This is a genomic window from Vibrio sp. SALL6, from assembly GCF_002002385.1.
In the GTDB taxonomy this organism is placed as follows: domain Bacteria; phylum Pseudomonadota; class Gammaproteobacteria; order Enterobacterales; family Vibrionaceae; genus Vibrio; species Vibrio parahaemolyticus.
Genome location: NZ_MQVK01000013.1, coordinates 1 through 20,163, shown reverse-complemented (window position 1 = coordinate 20,163; position 20,163 = coordinate 1). Strand labels below are relative to the sequence as shown.

General features: G+C 45.1%; 16 protein-coding genes, 1 tRNA gene and 1 rRNA gene. 12 read left to right on the top strand and 6 right to left on the bottom strand.

Going from position 1 to position 20,163, the window contains the following annotated elements:
- Positions 1-115: 115 nt before the first annotated feature.
- From BIW15_RS07550 to pepA, 3 genes are all read right to left on the bottom strand, one after another.
- A complete protein-coding gene (locus BIW15_RS07550; RefSeq protein ID WP_005478852.1) occupies positions 116-2,974 on the bottom strand; it encodes a valine--tRNA ligase in 2,859 nt (952 codons plus the stop codon).
- Between the two features lie 94 nt (positions 2,975-3,068).
- Positions 3,069-3,518, bottom strand: a complete 450-nt coding sequence (locus BIW15_RS07545) for a DNA polymerase III subunit chi (RefSeq protein ID WP_077280769.1) — start codon at positions 3,516-3,518, stop codon at positions 3,069-3,071.
- Positions 3,519-3,633: 115 nt separating this feature from the next.
- Positions 3,634-5,142: a leucyl aminopeptidase gene (pepA, locus tag BIW15_RS07540; RefSeq protein ID WP_005461107.1), complete on the bottom strand. Its 1,509-nt coding sequence runs from the start codon at positions 5,140-5,142 to the stop codon at positions 3,634-3,636.
- Between the two features lie 201 nt (positions 5,143-5,343).
- On the opposite strand from pepA, the gene lptF reads away from it, so the two are divergent.
- Together lptF and lptG are read left to right on the top strand one after the other, a co-directional pair.
- Positions 5,344-6,444 carry an LPS export ABC transporter permease LptF gene (gene lptF, locus BIW15_RS07535; RefSeq protein ID WP_005461105.1) on the top strand — a complete coding sequence of 367 codons (1,101 nt, stop codon included), beginning with the start codon at positions 5,344-5,346 and terminating at the stop codon, positions 6,442-6,444.
- 3 nt (positions 6,445-6,447) lie between these two features.
- Positions 6,448-7,518: an LPS export ABC transporter permease LptG gene (gene lptG / locus BIW15_RS07530; protein ID WP_005461103.1), complete on the top strand. Its 1,071-nt coding sequence runs from the start codon at positions 6,448-6,450 to the stop codon at positions 7,516-7,518.
- Positions 7,519-7,567: 49 nt separating this feature from the next.
- Here the strand turns inward: lptG and BIW15_RS07525 are convergent, their stop codons facing one another.
- The gene (locus BIW15_RS07525; protein WP_025505825.1) at positions 7,568-8,047 is read right to left on the bottom strand and encodes an RDD family protein; all 480 of its coding nucleotides are present in this window, start codon (positions 8,045-8,047) and stop codon (positions 7,568-7,570) included.
- A gap of 181 nt (positions 8,048-8,228) precedes the next feature.
- Positions 8,229-9,497 (bottom strand): DUF2254 domain-containing protein, encoded by a 1,269-nt coding sequence (locus tag BIW15_RS07520; RefSeq protein ID WP_023585691.1) that lies wholly within the window; start codon positions 9,495-9,497, stop codon positions 8,229-8,231.
- Between the two features lie 303 nt (positions 9,498-9,800).
- On the opposite strand from BIW15_RS07520, the gene BIW15_RS07515 reads away from it, so the two are divergent.
- A complete protein-coding gene (locus BIW15_RS07515) occupies positions 9,801-10,466 on the top strand; it encodes an SDR family oxidoreductase (protein ID WP_031430493.1) in 666 nt (221 codons plus the stop codon).
- 189 nt (positions 10,467-10,655) lie between these two features.
- Positions 10,656-10,740 (top strand) — tRNA-Leu (locus BIW15_RS07510).
- Between the two features lie 563 nt (positions 10,741-11,303).
- Here the strand turns inward: BIW15_RS07510 and cod are convergent.
- Complete coding sequence (cod, locus tag BIW15_RS07505; protein WP_005478836.1) at positions 11,304-12,587, bottom strand: chitin oligosaccharide deacetylase; 1,284 nt, start codon at positions 12,585-12,587, stop codon at positions 11,304-11,306.
- 247 nt (positions 12,588-12,834) lie between these two features.
- Between cod and BIW15_RS07500 the strand changes: the two genes are divergently transcribed.
- The 8 genes from BIW15_RS07500 to BIW15_RS07460 all read left to right on the top strand — a co-directional run.
- Positions 12,835-13,140, top strand: coding sequence for a PTS sugar transporter subunit IIB (locus tag BIW15_RS07500; RefSeq protein ID WP_005478850.1), 306 nt, complete (start codon positions 12,835-12,837; stop codon positions 13,138-13,140).
- A gap of 86 nt (positions 13,141-13,226) precedes the next feature.
- A complete protein-coding gene (locus BIW15_RS07495) occupies positions 13,227-14,561 on the top strand; it encodes a PTS sugar transporter subunit IIC (protein ID WP_015297303.1) in 1,335 nt (444 codons plus the stop codon).
- Between the two features lie 49 nt (positions 14,562-14,610).
- On the top strand, positions 14,611-14,922 hold the full coding sequence (locus BIW15_RS07490) for a PTS lactose/cellobiose transporter subunit IIA (protein ID WP_005461092.1): 312 nt from the start codon (positions 14,611-14,613) through the stop codon (positions 14,920-14,922).
- A 10-nt stretch (positions 14,923-14,932) separates the two neighbouring features.
- Entirely contained in the window at positions 14,933-16,255 is a 1,323-nt protein-coding gene (locus BIW15_RS07485) for a 6-phospho-beta-glucosidase (protein WP_077280756.1), read from the top strand.
- A gap of 18 nt (positions 16,256-16,273) precedes the next feature.
- The gene (gene chbG / locus BIW15_RS07480; protein ID WP_077280755.1) at positions 16,274-17,029 is read left to right on the top strand and encodes a chitin disaccharide deacetylase; all 756 of its coding nucleotides are present in this window, start codon (positions 16,274-16,276) and stop codon (positions 17,027-17,029) included.
- 105 nt (positions 17,030-17,134) lie between these two features.
- Positions 17,135-18,145 carry a LacI family DNA-binding transcriptional regulator gene (locus BIW15_RS07475; protein WP_005461087.1) on the top strand — a complete coding sequence of 337 codons (1,011 nt, stop codon included), beginning with the start codon at positions 17,135-17,137 and terminating at the stop codon, positions 18,143-18,145.
- Positions 18,146-18,293: 148 nt separating this feature from the next.
- Entirely contained in the window at positions 18,294-19,547 is a 1,254-nt protein-coding gene (locus tag BIW15_RS07470; RefSeq protein WP_005497344.1) for an HD-GYP domain-containing protein, read from the top strand.
- Between the two features lie 486 nt (positions 19,548-20,033).
- A 16S ribosomal RNA gene (locus tag BIW15_RS07460) occupies positions 20,034-20,163 on the top strand; the annotation flags it as partial.

Sequence of the window (20,163 nt, the reverse complement as noted above, 5' to 3'; positions counted from 1 at the left end):
AACTATCGATAGGAAGTTTTTACTGAATGGACTGATACAAAAAAGGTTGGCCATGATGACCAACCTTTCTGATTTTAAGAGCAGAAGCGTTTCGCTTCTAGTCCAACGCTAACGATTAAAGAGCTGCGATGGTTTTCTTTTGCTCTTCCAGCTTCGCTAGTGTTTCTTTGTAGCCTTCAAGCTTCTCACGCTCTTTAGCAACAACTGCTTCAGGTGCTTTCGCAACGAAGCCTTCGTTACCTAGTTTGCCTTCAATACGCTTGATTTCGCCGTGAGTCTTCTTGATTTCGCCATCAAGACGAGCAAGTTCTGCATCTTTGTCGATCAGACCCGCCATTGGGATCATCAGCTCAGACTTAGCAACCAATGCTGTCGCACACGCTGGCGTTTCTTCGTCAGCAGCAAGTACGCGTACAGATTCTAGTTTCGCTAGAGACATCAGTACTTGTTTGTTTGCTTCTAGACGAGCTGCGTCTTCTGCGTTTGCTGCTTTCAACATAACGTCAAGCGGCTTACCTGGGTTGATGTCGTATTCCGCACGTAGGTTACGGATGCTGGTAATGAACGCTTTCACCCATTCAATATCGTCTAGCGCTTCTTGGTTGAAGTTTGCTTCGTCGAATTGAGGCAGTGCTTGCAGCATGATTGTCTCGCCTTCTACACCTTCAACTAGTGGCTTGATGCTTTGCCAGATAGTTTCAGTGATGTAAGGAATCACTGGGTGAGCCAGACGTAGCGTCTTCTCAAGAACTGTGATTAGTGTACGGCGAGTACCACGCTGTTGCGCTTCTGTACCTTTCCATAGAACTGGTTTAGTTAGCTCTAGGTACCAGTCACAGAATTGGTTCCAGATGAATTCGTACAGCGTGTTAGATGCCATATCTAGACGGAAGTTGTCGATATGGTTGTTGAACGCTTTCGCTGCTAGTTCAAACTGAGACTCGATCCACTTGTCCGCTAGTGAGTATTCGATCTCACCACCGTTGAAGCCACAATCTTGCTCTTCTGTGTTCATCATTACGTAACGGCTTGCGTTCCATAGTTTGTTACAGAAGTTACGGTAACCTTCAAGGCGCTTCATATCCCAGTTGATATCGCGACCTGTTGATGCCATTGCTGCAAGCGTGAAACGCAGTGCGTCTGTACCGTATGCTTCGATACCGTTTTCAAACGTCTTACGAGTATTCTTCTCGATCTTCTTCGCTAGCTGAGGTTGCATCATGTTGCCAGTGCGCTTCTCTACTAAAGACTCTAGGTCGATACCATCGATCATGTCGATTGGGTCAAGCACGTTACCTTTCGACTTAGACATCTTGTCGCCGTTTTCGTCACGAATTAGGCCGGTAACGTAAACCGTTTTAAATGGTACTTGTGGCTTGCCGTTTTCGTCTTTCACGAAGTGCATGGTCATCATGATCATGCGCGCAACCCAGAAGAAGATGATGTCGAAACCAGTCACTAGCACGTCTGAAGGGTGGAATACTTTCAGATCGTCAGTTTGCTCTGGCCAACCTTGAGTGCCGAACGTCCATAGTGCAGAAGAGAACCACGTATCCAGTACGTCTTCGTCTTGGTGTAGTTCAATGACTGACTCTAGGTTGTTGTTCTTGCGAACTTCTTCTTCAGTGCGACCTACGTAAACATTGCCTTGGTTGTCGTACCAAGCTGGGATGCGGTGACCCCACCATAGCTGACGAGAGATACACCAATCCTGAACGTCACGCATCCAAGAGAAGTACATGTTTTCGTATTGCTTAGGTACGAATTGGATGTCGCCGTTTTCTACTGCTTCAACCGCTGTTTTCGCTAGAGGCGCAGTACGTACGTACCATTGGTCAGTTAGCATTGGTTCGATAACCACGCCACCACGGTCGCCGTAAGGAACTTGTAGATCGTGATCTTTCACTTCTTCAAGCAGGCCTAGCTCGTCAAACTCAGCAACGATAGCTTTACGTGCAGCAAAACGTTCCATGCCGTGGTACTTAGCAGGAAGTTCTGTTGAGTAAGCGTCGCTTGGCTCGCCGTTTGTGTTGAATACTTCAGCCGCACCGCGAATGTTTGCGTCAAACGTCAGAATGTTGATCATTGGTAGCTGGTGGCGCTTACCAACTTCGTAGTCGTTGAAGTCGTGCGCAGGTGTGATTTTCACACAGCCAGTACCTTTTTCCATATCAGCGTGCTCATCGCCCACGATTGGGATGCGACGGTCAACGATAGGAAGGATGATTTCTTTACCGATAAGATCTTTGTAACGTGGATCTTCAGGGTTAACCGCAACACCAGTATCGCCTAGCATGGTCTCTGGACGAGTGGTCGCAACAACGATGTAGTCTTTGCCATCTGCTGTTTTAACGCCATCTGCTAGCGGGTAGCGGAAGTGCCACATGTGGCCTTTAGTGTCTTTGTTCTCTACTTCTAGATCTGAGATAGCGGTGTGTAGCTTTGGATCCCAGTTAACTAGGCGCTTACCGCGGTAGATTAGGTCATCTTCGTATAGACGAACGAAAACTTCTTGAACGGCGTTAGACAGACCATCGTCCATCGTGAAGCGTTCACGATCCCAGTCTACCGATGCGCCAAGACGACGAAGCTGCTTAGTGATTGTGCCGCCTGATTCGCCTTTCCATTCCCAGATTTTGTCGATGAAAGCATCACGACCGTAATCGTGCTTAGTTTTGCCTTCTTCTGCTGCGATCTTACGCTCAACAACCATCTGAGTAGCGATACCTGCGTGGTCAGTACCTACTTGCCAAAGGGTGTTTTTACCCTTCATACGTTCACAACGGATAAGCGTATCCATGATCGTATCTTGGAACGCGTGGCCCATATGTAGGCTACCAGTGACGTTCGGTGGCGGGATCATGATGCTGTATGATTCTTTAGTAGTGTCACCGTGTGGCTTAAAGTAGCCTTTCTCTTCCCAAGTCTGATACAGAGCTTGTTCGATTGAAGTTGGGTTGTATGTCTTTTCCATAGCGCTCTTTAAATGGATACGTTGATGGTTGAATCTTAGTCAATCTCTATAAGTGAACTCTCTAAAGAGAGAGCTTAACTATAAGGATTGACCGCTAAGGATATTGAATTTCGATCGTTTGCAGCTGGTAGCCTGCTTGTCGGTAAATTTTATATCTTTCCCTTGCGAGCTGTTTAGCTTTTTCTTCGCAAGGCACGAAGTCTACCACTTGAGCAAACTTGTTCGCAAAGGTTGTCTCATTTTCCGCCAAATTAATTACCAGTTGACGATTCCAAGATGGTTTCACGCCATCGTGGCCGATTTCAATATTGGTGGCGTATTTCGGTCCTTCGCCAACGAGATTATGTGCCATGAACTGGTCTGCATCAATTTGCCAGAAAGCTTCAGCAAGCTGTTCGGCATGCGGTTTATCTTGGCAGTTTAGGTACACTTTAGCGCCTTGGCGTGCGAAATGCTGCGCCAAAAAAACGATGTACGCTTCAAAGCCAGCCGTCGTTGCTTGCGGGCTCTCTTCGTTAATGATGTAGAAGGTCGCAGTTTGCATCATTCTCTCACTTGCCTTGGTCTCATCCTAAGACCATCTTAAAGCCCATTTTCAATGAAGAAAATCGGGGGTAATAAAAAAGGGCCTTGCGGCCCTTTTCGATTTTGTTCAGAAATTACTCTTCTGTCTCTTGGCCGCTGCGGTTCAAAAGGAATTGGACAAGCATTGAGACAGGACGGCCCGTTGAGCCTTTCGCTGCGCCTGACTTCCACGCAGTTCCTGCGATATCAATGTGTGCCCAGTTGTACTTTTTCGCAAACTTAGACAGGAAACAACCCGCAGTGATAGTGCCACCAGGGCGGCCACCAATGTTTGCCATATCAGCAAATGGGCTCTTCAACTGTTCGTGGTATTCGTCCGCCATTGGTAGACGCCATGCGCGGTCACTTGATTGCTCAGATGCGTTTACAAGTTCGTGCGCCAGTGGGTTGTGGTTCGATAGAACGCCACTGATGTGGTGACCAAGTGCGATAACACAAGCGCCTGTTAGCGTTGCTACGTCAACAACACAGTCTGGTTCGAAACGCTCTACGTAAGTCAGTGCATCACACAAAACCAAACGGCCCTCTGCGTCAGTATTTAGTACTTCAACAGTTTGACCTGACATTGTGGTCAGGATGTCTCCTGGACGGTAAGCGTTGCTGCCTGGCATGTTTTCACAGCCTGCTAAAACACCAATTACATTGATTGGTAGGTTTAGCTTCGCTAGCGCTTTCATTGTACCGAATACCGATGCCGCACCACACATGTCGTACTTCATCTCATCCATACCTTCGCCCGGTTTCAATGAGATACCGCCTGAATCGAAGGTTAGACCTTTACCTACAAGCACGATAGGTTTTGCATCTGAGTCAGGGTTACCCTTGTACTCGATGATAGACATCATAGATTCGTTCTTAGAACCACGACCTACCGCTAGGTAAGATGTCATGCCCAGTTTTTCCATCTCTTGCTCACCGATGATCTTGGTGGTTACGCTTTCGTAATCGTCCGCTAGACGACGAGCTTGAGAGGCAAGGTAAGCTGGGTTGGCTACGTTTGGTGGCATGTTGCCAAGGTCTTTCGATGCTTTTACACCAGACGCAATGGCTAGACCGTGGGTGATTGCTTTTTCACCTAGGCTCAATTCACGACGCGTTGGTACGTTGAAAACAAGTTTACGCAGTGGGCGGCGAGTTTCAGGTTTAACGCTCTTGAATTGGTTGAATGTGTATAGACCATCTTTCGTCGCTTCTACTGCCTGGCGAACTTTCCAGTAAGTATCGCGACCTTTAACGTGCAGTTCTGTTAGGAAACATACAGCTTCCATTGAACCTGTTTCGTTAAGTGTGCTGATCGTCTTTTGAATGATTTCCTTGTACTGGCGTTCGCCAAGCTCACGTTCTTTACCGCAACCGACAAGTAAAACGCGCTCTGACAAAACACCTGGTACTTGATGCAGTAGCAGCATCTGACCAGGTTTACCTTCTAGATCACCACGGCGAAGTAGTGAACTGATGTAACCGTCACTGATTTTATCAAGTTGCTCGGCTACTGGAGAAAGGCGACGTGGTTCAAACACACCAACAACGATACATGCGCTACGTTGTTTCTCTGGACTGCCACTTTTAACACTGAACTCCATGCGTACTCCTACATCCTGAAGACAAATTGCTCTAAATGTTAGATAATGATCGCTTACTTGTTGAATTTTAGCTCCGAGCTTACATTTAGAGCTGATTTAAGCGACTAACATTTAGTTTATAATTTTTAAAAAAATAAATGGTTCAACGGGAAACTATAGTGATTCGACCAAAAAAACAAGTTTTGTATAGGTAATTTCAGCGTGATTATTGTTAGATATTTGATCCGCGAAACACTCAAGAGTCAATTTGCGATTTTTTTCGTACTTTTTTTGGTGTTTGTGAGCCAGAAGTTCATCAGTGTTCTCGCTGATGCTTCTGACGGGGATATTCCTGCTGGATTGATTTTCTCTATTGTTGGTTTGAACATGCCAGCAATGGGTTTATTGATGCTGCCATTGAGTTTGTACATCGGCATATTGATCACTTTTGGTCGTCTCTATGCAGAAAGCGAAATTGTCGTGATGAATGCGACGGGGATCGGCAACAAGTTCCTAGTGCAAGCTGCACTTTACTTGGCGTTGATCACCTCTGGTGTGGCTGCGTTTAATGCACTTTGGTTATCACCTTGGTCTCAAGACCGAGTGGAGCACCTTTACGAACAAGTCGCGGCGGAAAATAGCGTCGACTTACTTAAAAAGGGTCAGTTCCAAGGTACGCCAGACGGTTCATCCGTGGTGTTCATTGACGATATTAAGGACAGCACGCTTAGTAACGTGTTTGTCGCGCAAATGCGTCCACGAGATTCGGTTCTACCTAGCGTGATGTTCTCTTCTTCTGGTGAAGTAAAAGAACTGTCAGATGGCCGTCAGGTTATTACGATGCAAGAAGGTACACGCTATGAAGGTGTGCCAACTCGCGTGGAGTATATGATCACCAAATTTGATGAATATGAAGGGGTGATCGGGCAGCGTGAAGTCAAACAGAAAGGTCGTGACTGGGAAGCTTACCCAACGGCGGATTTGATTGGCCACCCGGATCCTGAAGCGCAAGCGGAGCTGCAATGGCGTATTTCTCTGTTTGTATGTATTCCATTGCTCACGATGCTTGTGATTCCTTTGTCTGCGGTGAACCCTCGTCAAGGGCGCTTTGCCAAAATGGGCCCGGCGATTCTGATTTACTTGGCATACTTCCTTGCGATTAGTGCGACAAAATCGGCATTGGAAGATGGTGCGATTCCTGCCGCGATTGGCATGTGGCCTATTAATGCGATGTTGCTGATTGTCGCGATCATGGCCAATATGATGGACAGTGTTCCAGCTCGACGAATGAAAGAAAAATTCCGTAAGAAGAGGCTCGCGTAAGCTGTGTTCAAAATCTTAGACCTTTACATCGGTAGAACCATCATCTCTACCACAGCCTTGGTTCTGGCAACGTTTGTTGGCCTATCGGGTATCATAAAATACGTGGAACAGCTACGAAAAGTGGGGCGTGGTGTGTATGACCTGACGCACGCTTTGTATTTCGTTTTGTTGAGCGTGCCTCGTGACGTTGAAATGTTTTTCCCAATGGCAGCATTGCTGGGTGCACTGATTGGTTTGGGTATGCTGGCGTCGAGCTCTGAGCTTGTGGTCATGCAAGCGGCGGGTTTCTCCAAGCTGGATATCGGTTTGTCCGTGCTAAAAACGGCCGTTCCATTGATGCTTATCGTGATGACGTTAGGTCAATGGGGGGCTCCAGAAGCTCAGAAAATGGCGCGTGATTTGCGATCTTTTGCATTGTCTGGCGGCAGCATCGTTTCGGTTCGTGCTGGGGTTTGGGCTCGTGATGCTAACGACTTCATCTTCATCGGTAAAGTGGAAGATGACAAGTTGTATGCGTTGAACATGTGGCGCTTTGATGATGACAAGAACTTAGAAAAAGTTATCTTCGCTGAAGAAGTGGATTACCAACAAGATAACAATTGGTTGATGCGTGACGTGCAAATCACCAACATGCAAGACGAAAACGTGATTTCCAAACAAGAGATGGATCAAATGGAATGGCACACGTCGTTGGCTCCTGACAAGCTAGCAGTGGTGACAGTAAAACCAGAAGAGCTCTCTCTGAGCGGTTTGTATGATTACGTGACGTATTTGAAAGCATCAGAGCAAGATGCTTCACGTTACGAACTCGCATTTTGGCGTAAGCTGACGCAGCCTTTGTCGATTGCCGTAATGATGCTGATGGCGTTGTCTTTCGTCTTTGGTCCGTTGCGAAGTGTAACAATGGGGGCGAGAGTTTTATCTGGCGTTGTGGCTGGTTTCACTTTCTATATCTCCAGTGAATTCTTCGGGCCATTGACTCTGGTGTATGGCATACCGCCGATATTTGGTGCCTTAGCCCCGAGCTTAGCTTTTTTGGCGATTGCGGTAGCGTTGCTGAGAAGAAAGCTATAATCAAAGAAAAAGGAAGGCGCTATGCCTTCCTTTTTTGTTTCTAGGCGATTTATTTTGCTTTTGGCAAAACCACCACTTCAGTTTTTGCCCAGATATCATGGAAACCACGTTTTTTCGGGTCAATTGGCACGGTTAAGTTCGCAAGACCAAAGCCTGATGTCGCAAGGCGGATTAATGCTTGGGTCGCCGTAATTGGAGCGCCGTCTTTCGCGTTTCGAATTTGCATTTTCCAAGCGCGCATGCCAAGGGTTTGACCTGCTCGCGTCCAGAAAAAGACGAAGAAGTAAATCCAGACTACCGCCAGATAAAGTGTGAATATCGGACTCAACACCGGGTGTTTCCCTAACATATCTGCGGCATCCACATATTCTCCGTAGCTCAGCAAGCCTGCTGCATTCAAAGCAAACACCACTGCTATTACGACACCCGCCGCCATCATCTCAATGGCTAAGACAATTAGAGTGTCATAAAACAAAGCGGCCAATCGACGGAAAAATCCCGCTGGTGGAAGAGTTGTAGAAGTAGTCATAATTCCATCACTTACCTTAAAAATTGTGCGTCAGGATATAGATTCCGCCAGTCTGTGAAAAGAGAGCTGACGCACAGACTCTCCAATTACGACCAAATCTAAGAGCTTTTCACGAAGGATGATGGCTGCGCATACGCATGTTTGAGGCGTATGCTTAAAACGATGCTGATTGAATGGATCGTCAGCGCCGTGTTTTTGGGTCAGTTACCTGGTTCGAAAGTTGCGCAAGTTGATGCTTTTCATCTTCAGTAAAATGTTGGGTCAACGTGAGTTCTAAAGCTTTCTCTGACAGTTTGGTTGCTGGAGCGCTAAACAGCTTGGGATGCATACTAGACAAAGCTAGTAATGCCTTTTGCAGGCGAACCTGAACTTGCAGTTGAGCTGCCCCATCATGCGCTATCGGCAAAAAGACATCATCGAATAAATCTTGGCAGTTTAGCGAGGGCACAAACAATCTTGGGAAGCGAGTTTTGGTCGGCTGTTGGCTAATAAGTTCTCCCCAAAGTGAAAGCGCCCGAATCGAACGTCCCAGAACATCAATCGCAGTACCATTATCATTAACGGCAGGAGAGAGGGCCCTAGAGGCTATTTCTGCAAGTACAACTAAGCCAAAGCGAGGATCTTGGTCATAGGATCGCTCAGTTCGGATCGTGAACGCTGCCGTTACCTCACTTTCTTCTGCTAATTCGCCACAGACCCAAGCCAATGGTTGACCAAGATAAACAAAACTCCCTGGCTGTCTCTCAATATAGATTGTGGATTGAGAGGCTTTAGCAATACTATCTAGATGGTGCATATCAATATGTTGTAAGTAACCAATTTCTTTGCTGACAATCGGTTTGCTTCCTCTCGGCTTGTGCTCTGGATGACTCCAAGGAAATGCGCCCAGCCAAGGCTCACAGCCTCGTTTTCGAATCGCACTTAATAGCGCTTGTTCCACATTTGAGGTGGTTTCCGAGACTCTACCAAGTACAGATAGGTGCTGAATCCAGCGAAGTAGAGTCAGGATGATCATAATGATCACCACCATGGTTACGATGAACAAATAGATCTGTGCCTGCTCGTGATAGGCGCCGATGCCAAGTGCGATGATACCTACCAAACTAAACAAGAATGAGCCAAGAAAAGTCGCCAGAGCATTTTGCGTTGTGCTGTCTTCCATCAATAGCTTGGTAGCTCTAGGAGTGACCCCTGCACTGGCCGCGCTGTACGCTGAAACCATAATGTTGAGTGAAAACGTCGTCACCGCCAGCATCGACGTCGCGAGAATATTCAATATGTTATTCAGCAGCTCATTACTGACATTGATGGTGGGAGGCAGGGTAATGAATTTATTTAAAACAATAGAGATCAGGGCGGTTACAACAGCAAGTAAGGCGAAAAGTGATGTACGAACCCACAGTTTGCGTGTCATTTGTTTAAGCAGCCACTGCCATTTGGAGCCGGTCATTCTCATGTGCCTCTTATCTTTAGTGAGAAAGTCGATAGGAAATTCAAAACATTATTCTTTGTTTAAGCATAGGTGAAATTTCCGGGTTCTCTTTGTGCTTGATGGGCTTCGTGATCAAGGTACTGGTATCCGAACCATTGGATAGTTTTGAAAACTATTGGGCACATTTAGAAGTTAACGAGCGTTAAAATCAGAAAGTCATGCTGCTTCAAAGAATGGCGTTCGTAAGATGTGAATCAGCCTATATTCCGTTACCTTAATTGGTACACACATTAGAAAGCACTTTTACGAACGAGGTAGAAAATGATTGTCATCACAGGTGCAAGTAGCGGCCTAGGGGCGGAGTTGGCCAAGCTTTATGATGCGGAAGGGAAAGCCACTTATCTGACTGGACGAAGTGAGAGTAAGCTCTCTACAGTCACAAACTGCTTATCGAACAATGTTGGCTATCGAGCTTGTGATCTCGCATCCCATCAAGAAGTGGAACAATTGTTTGAACAATTAGATTCTATTCCGAGCACGGTGGTTCACAGTGCAGGCAGTGGGTACTTTGGGTTGTTACAAGAGCAAGATCCAGAGCAGATTCAAACCTTAATAGAGAATAATCTCAGCTCAGCGATTAACGTGCTTCGGGAGTTGGTTAAGCGATACAAGGATCAGCCTGTTAATGTAGTGATGATCATGTCTACTGCGGCTCAGCAGCCCAAAGCTCAAGAATCCACATACTGCGCTGTGAAATGGGCAGTCAAAGGATTGATTGAATCGGTTCGTCTGGAGCTGAAAGGTAAGCCAATGAAGATTATTGCCGTGTATCCGGGAGGAATGGCGACGGAGTTTTGGGAAACCAGTGGTAAGAGCTTGGATACGAGTAGCTTTATGAGCGCAGAAGATGCAGCATTAATGATACATGGTTCGCTAGCTAACATTGGCAATGGCTACGTTTCTGATATTACAGTGAATCGACTGTAAATCTTTTCTAAACGAGAGAATTTTGCACGGTTTTTTGTGAAGATGAATTTGATTTTCTCCTCCGAGCTTAGCTTTGTCACACTTTGTGGCGAAATTATCAGCAAACGATAGTTATTTAAGGTTTTTCTGCTTGCGCAGGTCAAAAGCTTCCGTATAATGCCAACCATCAAAGGGCAATAGCCCAGAGATGCCGGTGTGGTGAAATTGGTATACACGACGGATTCAAAATCCGTTGCCTTCGGGCGTGGCGGTTCAAGTCCGCCCACCGGTACCATATTCCAAGACAGAGCCTCGACGTAAGTCGGGGCTTTGTTGTTTCTGGCATTTGTGAATTCAAATCCAGCGTGGCGTCAGGAGTGTCTGCCCAGTTGGATGCAAGTCCAGTCACCTCACTTATCAATACCATACATAGAAAGATCGCTTTTGTAGCCGCCTCTCGTCGTTTTAGGTGCTTGTAAATATCAAAAGAAAGTTAACGTTGCCTTCGCGGTGGCGGCAGGAATGCCTGTCCAATCAGTCCGTCCACCGGTACCATATTCTAAGGCAGAGCCTCGACGAAAGTCGGGGCTTTGTTGTATCTGGCGTTTGTGAATTCAAATCCAGCGTGGCGTCAGGAGTGCCTGCCCAGTTGGATGCAAGCCTTGTCACCTCACTTATCAGTACCATACATAGAAAGGTCGCTTTTATAGCGGCCTTTCGTCGTTTGGGGTGTTTATGTGCTTAGATTTACGTGTGTTTGGAGATTCGAGTTGAATACCGATTTTCCGCGTTTCAAAAGAAAAAAGCGCGAGGGGTATGCCTCGCGCAAACTACTACATGATGATAGTAGGGAACAGCTTATAGAGCTGTGAACAAGGTGTTCTGTGAGTTTGGAGTCCAGTCTGCTTGAGATACGTGCGGTACATTAACTAGGTAACGCAAACCTTGATAAGTCACCACATCGCCTTGTTTGTATGAAACATTCTGAGTCCAATTAGTTGCTGGATCCGCATTCGTCCACAAGCTAGATGTTGGTGATGGAGCCCAATCTTGTTGCGCTGTATGGCTTGTTACTGCTTGATATACCGTACCGAGGTGTAGAACGTAGTCGCCGGCGCTGTAGTTGTTACCAACTTGCCAGTTCGGCGTGTAGTTATCCATGGTATCGAAGACATAACCAGCCTGTTTGGCTAGCTGGATAAACTTCGCGAGCTTCGGTAGGTTTTGAGTTGCACCCATGCCACGTTTACCGTCTTCAAACAGGAACTCGTGAGTTAGTACAATAACTTTATCGGCATGCAAAGGTGTACCACATGGGAACTCTTGTGCTTTGGAGTTGATAGGGTTAATTGTCGTAGGCGCACAAGTATTTAGCGCGGAATCGACATACCCAAGGAATGGTTCAGCTTCTGTAAGGCTGTTTGCTGGCATCGCAATGCCCCAGTTTTCAGGGGCCCAATCCACATCCCAACCGTGAGTTTGATAGCCATTATTCGCTAGGATATTTTGAACCGCGATGGCTGCTTTTACACTGTTAGATGGGTTTGCCGTATCACATGCATAGCCAGGCTCCCAAGGTTTAAGATCATCGGACGTGGCACATAAGCCGTCCGCTTTGAAGTCTTTCGTAACGCGCCAACCATTGGTATAAGGCAAACGAGCAAACTCATTCGCTTTATAGTTTGGGTAGCTCGTAATGTTCGGCAAATATTTTTCTAGTACTGACAAGTTTTCTGCAAACATCGAGGCATCGTAGGCAGGATCTTGATAAGAGTTGATCTGGTGATCACCCGTTGCATTACATTCTGCCGCACTGTTTGGGCCAAATTCTTCAACACAGTTGTGAACCATATGGTCATAACTGTGGTTTGCGACGATGTGGCCGCTATCCAACGCCAGTTTTAGTGCCTCTAACGCTCTGTCTTCGTTTTCATCACCGATACCATCTAGGTGCCACGCATTAAAGTAAAACGTCGCTTTTACTTCTTCTTGATTTAGCACATTAATGACGTCAATTGAGGCGTTGATTGGGCCATCATCAAACGTCAGATAAATGGTTCCTTTGGTGTCAGTTTGGGCAAATGCATATTGAGATAGAGCGGCACTTACAAGCGTTGCAATAGCCAGTTTATTTAATTTCATTTTCGATTCCTTTTCGAAATTAATAATGACGTTGTCAGTAGTAATATATTGATAGTTGTAAATGTAAATTCGTAATCTTCCTTAATTCTCTGACTTTTATCCTAGACCTAAATAATTATTAAAAAATAGACCTTATTTTCTAAAGTGAGATTCTGTTCACGAATAACGCAACCGGTTGCGCTTTTTTGTGCTGATTATTTTTGCTACAGTTTTTGCAGGTTGAAATTTACACAACGGGAGTAAGGCTATGAAAAAGATCCTTTTATGCTGTAGCGCAGGGATGTCGACCAGTATGCTTGTTAAAAAAATGGAGCAAGCTGCTGAAATTAAAGGAATTGAATGCAAAATTGATGCGATGTCAGTGAATGCATTTGAAGAGGCGATTAAAGAGTATGACGTTTGTTTACTAGGTCCTCAGGTACGCTTTCAACTGGAAGAGTTAAGAAAAACAGCGCAAGAGTACGGAAAAAATATCGATGCGATATCTCCCCAAGCATATGGAATGATGAAAGGGGACGAAGTACTAGAACAAGCATTAGAATTAATTAACTAAGCCAATAATTTGAAATAAAAGAAAATTGTTCATCAAATATAAATATTTGATGCGGGATTATTTTGTCTGAAATAAGGATGGACTCTATGAAGCTTTATGACGCGATTATAGGAACAGTCGAAAAGCATATAGCCCCTATCGCTGCAAAAGTGGGTAATCAACCCCACGTTCGCGCAATGAGAGATGGTTTTATTGTCGCTATGCCGTTTATCATCGTGGGCAGTTTCATTTTGATTTTTGCATTTCCACCATTTGCTGAAGATACGACGTTTACCTTTGGTCGTCTTTGGCTTGACTTTGCTACCACTCACTTTGACACCATTATGATGCCTTTCAATATGTCGATGGGGATCATGACCATCTTCGTGTCGCTTGGTGTCGCCTACAGTTTGGCGAAAGCGTACAAAATGGATGGGATCACTAGCGCGGTTTTATCTTTAATGTGTTTCTTGCTGGTGGCCGCACCAGCTCAAGATGGCACGTTAGCGATGAAACACATGGGCGGTACAGGGATCTTCACTGCAGTAATGTGTGCCTTCTTTGCTGTTGAGCTGTATCGATTTATGAAAAAGCACAACATCACGATTCGCATGCCAGAGCAGGTGCCACCTGCGATCGCGCGTTCTTTCGAGGTGTTACTGCCTGTTCTAGCTGTGTTTGTCACGCTTTATCCATTAAGCATCTTCGTTCAAACCCAATACGACATGTTGATTCCTGATGCAGTTATGGCGATGTTCAAGCCATTAATCAGCGCATCAAATACTTTGCCTGCCATCATTGGTGCACTACTCATGTGTCAATTACTTTGGTTTGCAGGGATTCATGGTGCCGCGATTGTGGTTGGCCTTCTATCGCCAATCTTTCTAACAAACATCAGTGGAAACATCGACGCATTTGTTGCTGGGCAACCTGTTCCGAATATCTTCACTCAGCCGTTCTGGGACTTCTATATCTTCATTGGTGGTTCTGGTGCGACGTTAGCGTTGGTTCTACTGATGTCATTTAGCCGCTCTGTTCACCTAAAAAGTATCGGCCGAATGAGTGCGGTTCCTGGCTTCTTCCAAATTAATGAACCAGTGATTTTTGGTAGCCCAATCGTAATGAACCCAACATTGTTCATCCCATTTGTTTTTGCTCCAGTAATTAACGCAACGATTGCTTACTTTGCTGTGCATCTTGGCTTCGTAGGTATGGGGGTGGCTACTACACCATGGACGACGCCGGCAATTATTGGTGCGTCTTGGGGAAGCGGCTGGACGTTTTCTCCGGTACTGCTCGTAGTGGGTCTGTTGATTCTTGACCTTCTTATCTACTTCCCATTCTTCAAAATGTTTGAGAAGCAAATGCTTGAGCAAGAACTACCAACAACCAAAGAAACGAAACAGGCAGAACAACCTGCTGGTGAAGGCGTAACCGCTTAATTATGAATGGGCTGTTTTACCAAGCAGCCCATATTTTTGGAGAGAGAAAATGGAACAAGAACTGGTTGTAATGGAAATCATCTGTAATGCGGGTGAAGCCAGAAGTTTAAGTTATGAAGCACTCCGTTTGGCGAGAGAGCAAAAATTTGAAGCAGCAGAAGAGAAATTGTTGCAAGCCAGAGAGTGCATTAATAAGGCGCATTTAATTCAGACGCAATTGATCGAAGAAGATCAGGGGGAAGGCAAAGTGCCGATGACTCTGGTTATGGTGCACGCTCAAGATCATTTAATGACAACGATTCTAGCGCAAGAAATGGCTGTTGAGATTGTCGCTTTGAACAAGCAACTCGCGAATAAGTAAGGAAATCATTATGTCTAGAGAGGCGATCAAACTTGCCATTATTGGTGGTGGCAGTAGCTATACCCCGGAATTGGTTGAAGGGGTAATCAAACGCTTGGATTACTTGCCAGTTAAACAGATTCACTTTGTGGACATAGAATCCGGCGCGGAAAAGCTAGAAATCATCAGAGGCTTGGCTCAGCGGATGGTCGATAAAGCGGGCGCGGATATTGAAATTAAAGCGGATTTTGACCGCCGTGCTGCGATCAAAGGCGCTGACTTTGTCATGACTCAATTCCGTGTTGGCGGGCTTGCTGCTCGAGCAAACGATGAAAGAATTCCTATTAAATACGATGTGATCGGACAAGAAACCACTGGCCCTGGCGGATTTGCTAAAGCACTGAGAACCATTCCGGTCATTCTTGATATCTGTAAAGACATTGAAGAGTTGGCGTCAAACGCTTGGATGCTCAACTTTACGAACCCTGCCGGTCTCGTCTCAGAAGCGGTGAGTAAACATACTAAAGTCAAAAGTATCGGCTTATGTAATGTACCCGTCTCAATGGAAATGATGATTGCAGAGATGATGGATTGCGAGCCCAAAGAGCTACAGTTGGAGTTTGCAGGTCTAAATCATCTGGTCTGGGTACACAAAGCGTGGCTGAAAGGCGAAGACATCACTCAAACCGTCTTAGAGAAAGTTGGAGATGGCGCTAACTTCAGTATGAAGAACATTTGGGAAGAGCCGTGGGATCCGGCATTTCTAAAAGCGCTTGGTGCGATTCCTTGTCCTTATCATCGCTATTTTTACCAAACAGACGCTATGTTGGCAGAAGAAAAGCAGAGCGCAAGTGAAAAAGGGACTCGCGCAGAGCAAGTCATGGAAACCGAAAACGCATTGTTTAAGCTCTATCAAGATCCGAACTTAGACCACAAACCGAAAGAGTTGGAAGAGCGAGGGGGAGCGTATTACTCAGATGCGTCACTCAATCTCGTCGACTCTATTTATAACAACCGTAACAGCATTCATGTCGTAAACGTCTTAAACAACGGCGCGATCAATGGTCTACCGGATGACGCCGTGATTGAATGCAGTGCAGTGATTGGTAGTTGGGGAGCAAAACCACTTGCTGTTGGTGAGCTATCAAACAACATCAAAGGACTACTGCATCAAGTGAAAGCTTATGAGCAGTTGACGATAGAAGCCGCTGTTGAAGGTAACTACGACAAAGCATTGATGGCATTAACGAATAATCCTTTGGTGCCAGACATTGGTCGAGCGAAAGCGATATTGGATGAGCTGTTAGCGGTTAATGCGCCTTATTTGCCTCAATTTAAACTTACAGCGTTGTAATACTAAGGAAGAGCGTCAATGAAAGTCATTTTTAATGCGGACGATTTTGGTCTGACTCAAGGTGTTAATAACGGCATTGTAAAGTCCCATCAAGATGGTGTCGTGAAATCGACTACTATGATGGTAGGGATGGATGCCGAGCAGAATGCAATCGAGTTAGCTCATCAAAATCCAGACTTAAAAATTGGCGTACATCTACGGTTTACAGCAGGTGCTCCTCTCACGGAGCACCCAAACTTAACCAATGGTAGAACGCATTTCGTCAAATACAGTGAATTGTGGAACAAGCAAGATTTTGAAGCTCAAGCGGTTTACGATGAAGCTAAAGCTCAAATTGATCACTTCTTGTCACTTGGACTAACGCTCAGCCACCTTGATAGTCATCATCATGCTCATACGCATCCCCAGATTCTTCCTATTGTTCAGAAACTCGCGAAAGAGCACCGCGTGCCACTTCGCGGGAGTGGTATCTGTCACCAACCAATGACGACAAGCTATTTCTTTACCGATGAGTTTTACGATCAAAAGGTAAGTTTGGACGGATTAATGCAACACCTTTTGAGCTTAAAAGAGAATTACGATGTGGTAGAGGTGATGTGTCATCCTGCTTATGCCGACCAGCCCCTTATTATGAAAAGTGGCTATGCACTGCAAAGAGAGTTAGAGCTACAAGTGCTCACATCTCCCATTCTAAAAGAGCAATTGGCGCAGCATGGTATAGCCGTCACGGATTACTCCGCACTCGTTTCTACCAACCAAGTTGTAGGTGTATGATTAAGGCTGCCAGATTCGACCCCTATAGTCACCTTACGAATTGCTGGCAGCCATTTTTCGAATAAAAACATTCATTATTTATTAGCAGTCGGATTCATTAGCATTATGGCAAGGATTAAAGATGTCGCCGAACTCGCCGGTGTAAATCGTTCTACCGTTTCTCGCATTATTAATGGGGAAGGAAAGTTTCGTGAAGAAACTAGAAAAAAAGTAGAACAAGCTATGGCGCAATTGAATTACCGTCCAAGTGCGATCGCCCGTTCTCTTGCAACATCGTCAAGTAATATGGTCGGTTTGTTGGTGACTTATTACACCGGTGGATTTTTCGGTGAAATGATGGAGCAAGTGCAAACAGAATTAGACATTCATAAGAAGTTTCTCATCACTGCGCAAGGCCATCATTCTGCTGAAGGAGAGAAAGAAGCGATTCAGCGTTTCAACGATCTTCGTTGCGATGGCTATGTTCTGCATAGTCGCTATTTATCCGATGATGATCTACGTGAGTTAGCAAAACTTCCTACGCCTTTTGTGCTTCTCGATCGTTATGTCGAAGGTATTGAAGAGCGCTGCATTACGTTTAATCACCACCATGCAAGTCGTATCGCTGTTGAGCACTTAATCGCTGGTGGCCATAAAAACATTGCCTGTATTACCGGGCCATCCCTACGTCACAATAGTTTGCTCAGAAAGCTTGGCTATGTTGATGCAATGAAAACAGCTGGTATCGACATTGATGAAAGTTGGTGTGAAGAAGGGAATTACGGCAGACAAAGCGGTTATGATGCGATGGCTTCCATTTTAAAACGTCACCCAGAGGTAACTGCTGTATTTTCATGCAGCGAAGAAATGACGGTTGGGGCGATGCAATATCTTCATGAGCATAAAATTTCGGTGCCGGAGCAAATCTCTTTAACCAGTTTTGACAGTGTAGACCTATGTGAAAGTTTGTACCCGACGGTATCTGCGGTGCATTTTCCTATTAGTGATATGGCGCGAGCGGCTGTGCAAACGTTAATGGGGTTAGTAAAAAAACAGGAGCACATAGAAAAACCTGTCTTCGAAGCCAAGCTGAAATTGCGTCATGCGGATCGAGTCTTAAAACAAGACTCTGATTGATACTCAGGTATGAGCTTGATTCAAATTATGAACAACACATTGGTTCTTAACGCGAATGACTCGCACTTGTGAGTTCTTATTGATGAATTTATTTACAGAATCTACTACTATTCTTGGTTTATCGTGAAAACTTAATAGTAGTGAAAAAGTGGCAGCAATTAAACTTACAGTGGATCGTATTCAGCCGGGATTACATATCCGCCTTCCGCTAAAGTGGAACGATCACCCCTTCCTACTCAATAGCTTTAAAATTAAAGACCAGGAACAGATCGAGATGATTCGTCATCTCGGTGTGAAGTTCGTGTACTTTAATCCCGAACAAAGCGACACCGCACCATTGCCCGTCAATCAAATCCAAACGGACAGCACAACAAGCAATGAATCGTTGGATCTAGAAACGCAAAAACTGTGGCAAGAAAAACAGAAACGAATTGAAAAGCTCAGTGCATATCGTCGACGAGTGATTCAGTGTGAGAAAGAGTTTGAGCGCTCACTTGCGCGGATGCGATCAGTCATGACGAAAATTCGTAACCGCCCAACTGCCGCTGTTGATGAAGCTCAACTGTTAATAGAAGACATTGTTGAGAAGTTGATGTGCGATGATAATGTCACGCTTCATCTAATGAACGGCAAAAACGAATTTGAAGATATCTATTTCCATTCTCTAAACGTTGCGGTTATTGCCATGATGATTGGGCGTGCGAAAGGGTATTCTGCCAAGCAACTAAAAGAGCTCTCTTTCGCTGCTCTGTTTCATGATATGGGTAAGATCAAAATCCCTACCGCTATATTAAGAAAGCAAGTGCCATTAACCGAGCCAGAAACCAACTACCTAAAGTTACATACTAAATATGGTTTGGATCTCGCGAATCAGATCGAAGGTTTTCCTGAACCAGCTAAAACCGTGATTGCTCAGCATCATGAGTTAAGAGATGGCTCCGGTTATCCTGAGGGTCTTAAAGGGGATGAAATTGATGAATTGGCTCAAATTGTCATAGTGGCAAATGCATTTGATAATTTGTGCCATACACCGATCGCTTCAGAACAGAAAATCCCATACACCGCCCTTTCTCATTTATATAAAAACTGTAAACACCTATATAAAGAAGAAAACCTTAATATCCTGATCAAGTTCATGGGCGTCTTCCCTCCTGGCACGGTTGTTCAGTTATCTAATAATATGGTGGGATTGGTCATCTCAGTGAACGCTTCAAACCTGCTATTTCCAAATGTTCTGGTTTACGACCCATCAGTGCCAAGAACTCAAGCTCCCATCATTGAGCTTGCATCGAAAGATTTGAGGATCGTAAATGCGATTCATCCATCTAAATTGCCAGATAAGATAAAAGAGTACCTAAACCCACGCTCGCGAATATCCTATTTCTTTGACAGTGATGAGTAGTTATCCACAGGTTTTTGTGAGTATTCTGTAGAAATGCTGGGTGTTAATTTGGGTGAATTTAGATGTTGAGTGGAAAGTGTCCATTTGGCATGTTTTTTTAGAAAAAATGCATTTTTAGTATTGCCAAAGAAATTCTTCTCCCTATAATGCGCATCCATCGACACGGCAGACGCGATAAGGCTTCAGCAGGGTCGGAGAGGTAAAAAGCTTCTACGAAAATTAGTTGAAAAAGTGTTTGACACTAACAACCAAATCGCTAGAATGCACCTCCGCTTTGAGAGAAAAACTTCTCGAAAAGCAAAGCTCTTTAACAATATAAACCTATCAATCTGTGTGGGCACTCGTTGATGATAATCCAATTCGATACCTCGGTATCAAATTAGGTTTCAATGAAACGAAGTGACCATTGAATCTTCGGATTCAGCACAGTCAATTCAAACATTACTTTATGTAATGTTCAGTATTCATTGAGCCGAACAAAATCTTAAATTGAAGAGTTTGATCATGGCTCAGATTGAACGCTGGCGGCAGGCCTAACACATGCAAGTCGAGCGGAAACGAGTTATCTGAACCTTCGGGGGACGATAACGGCGTCGAGCGGCGGACGGGTGAGTAA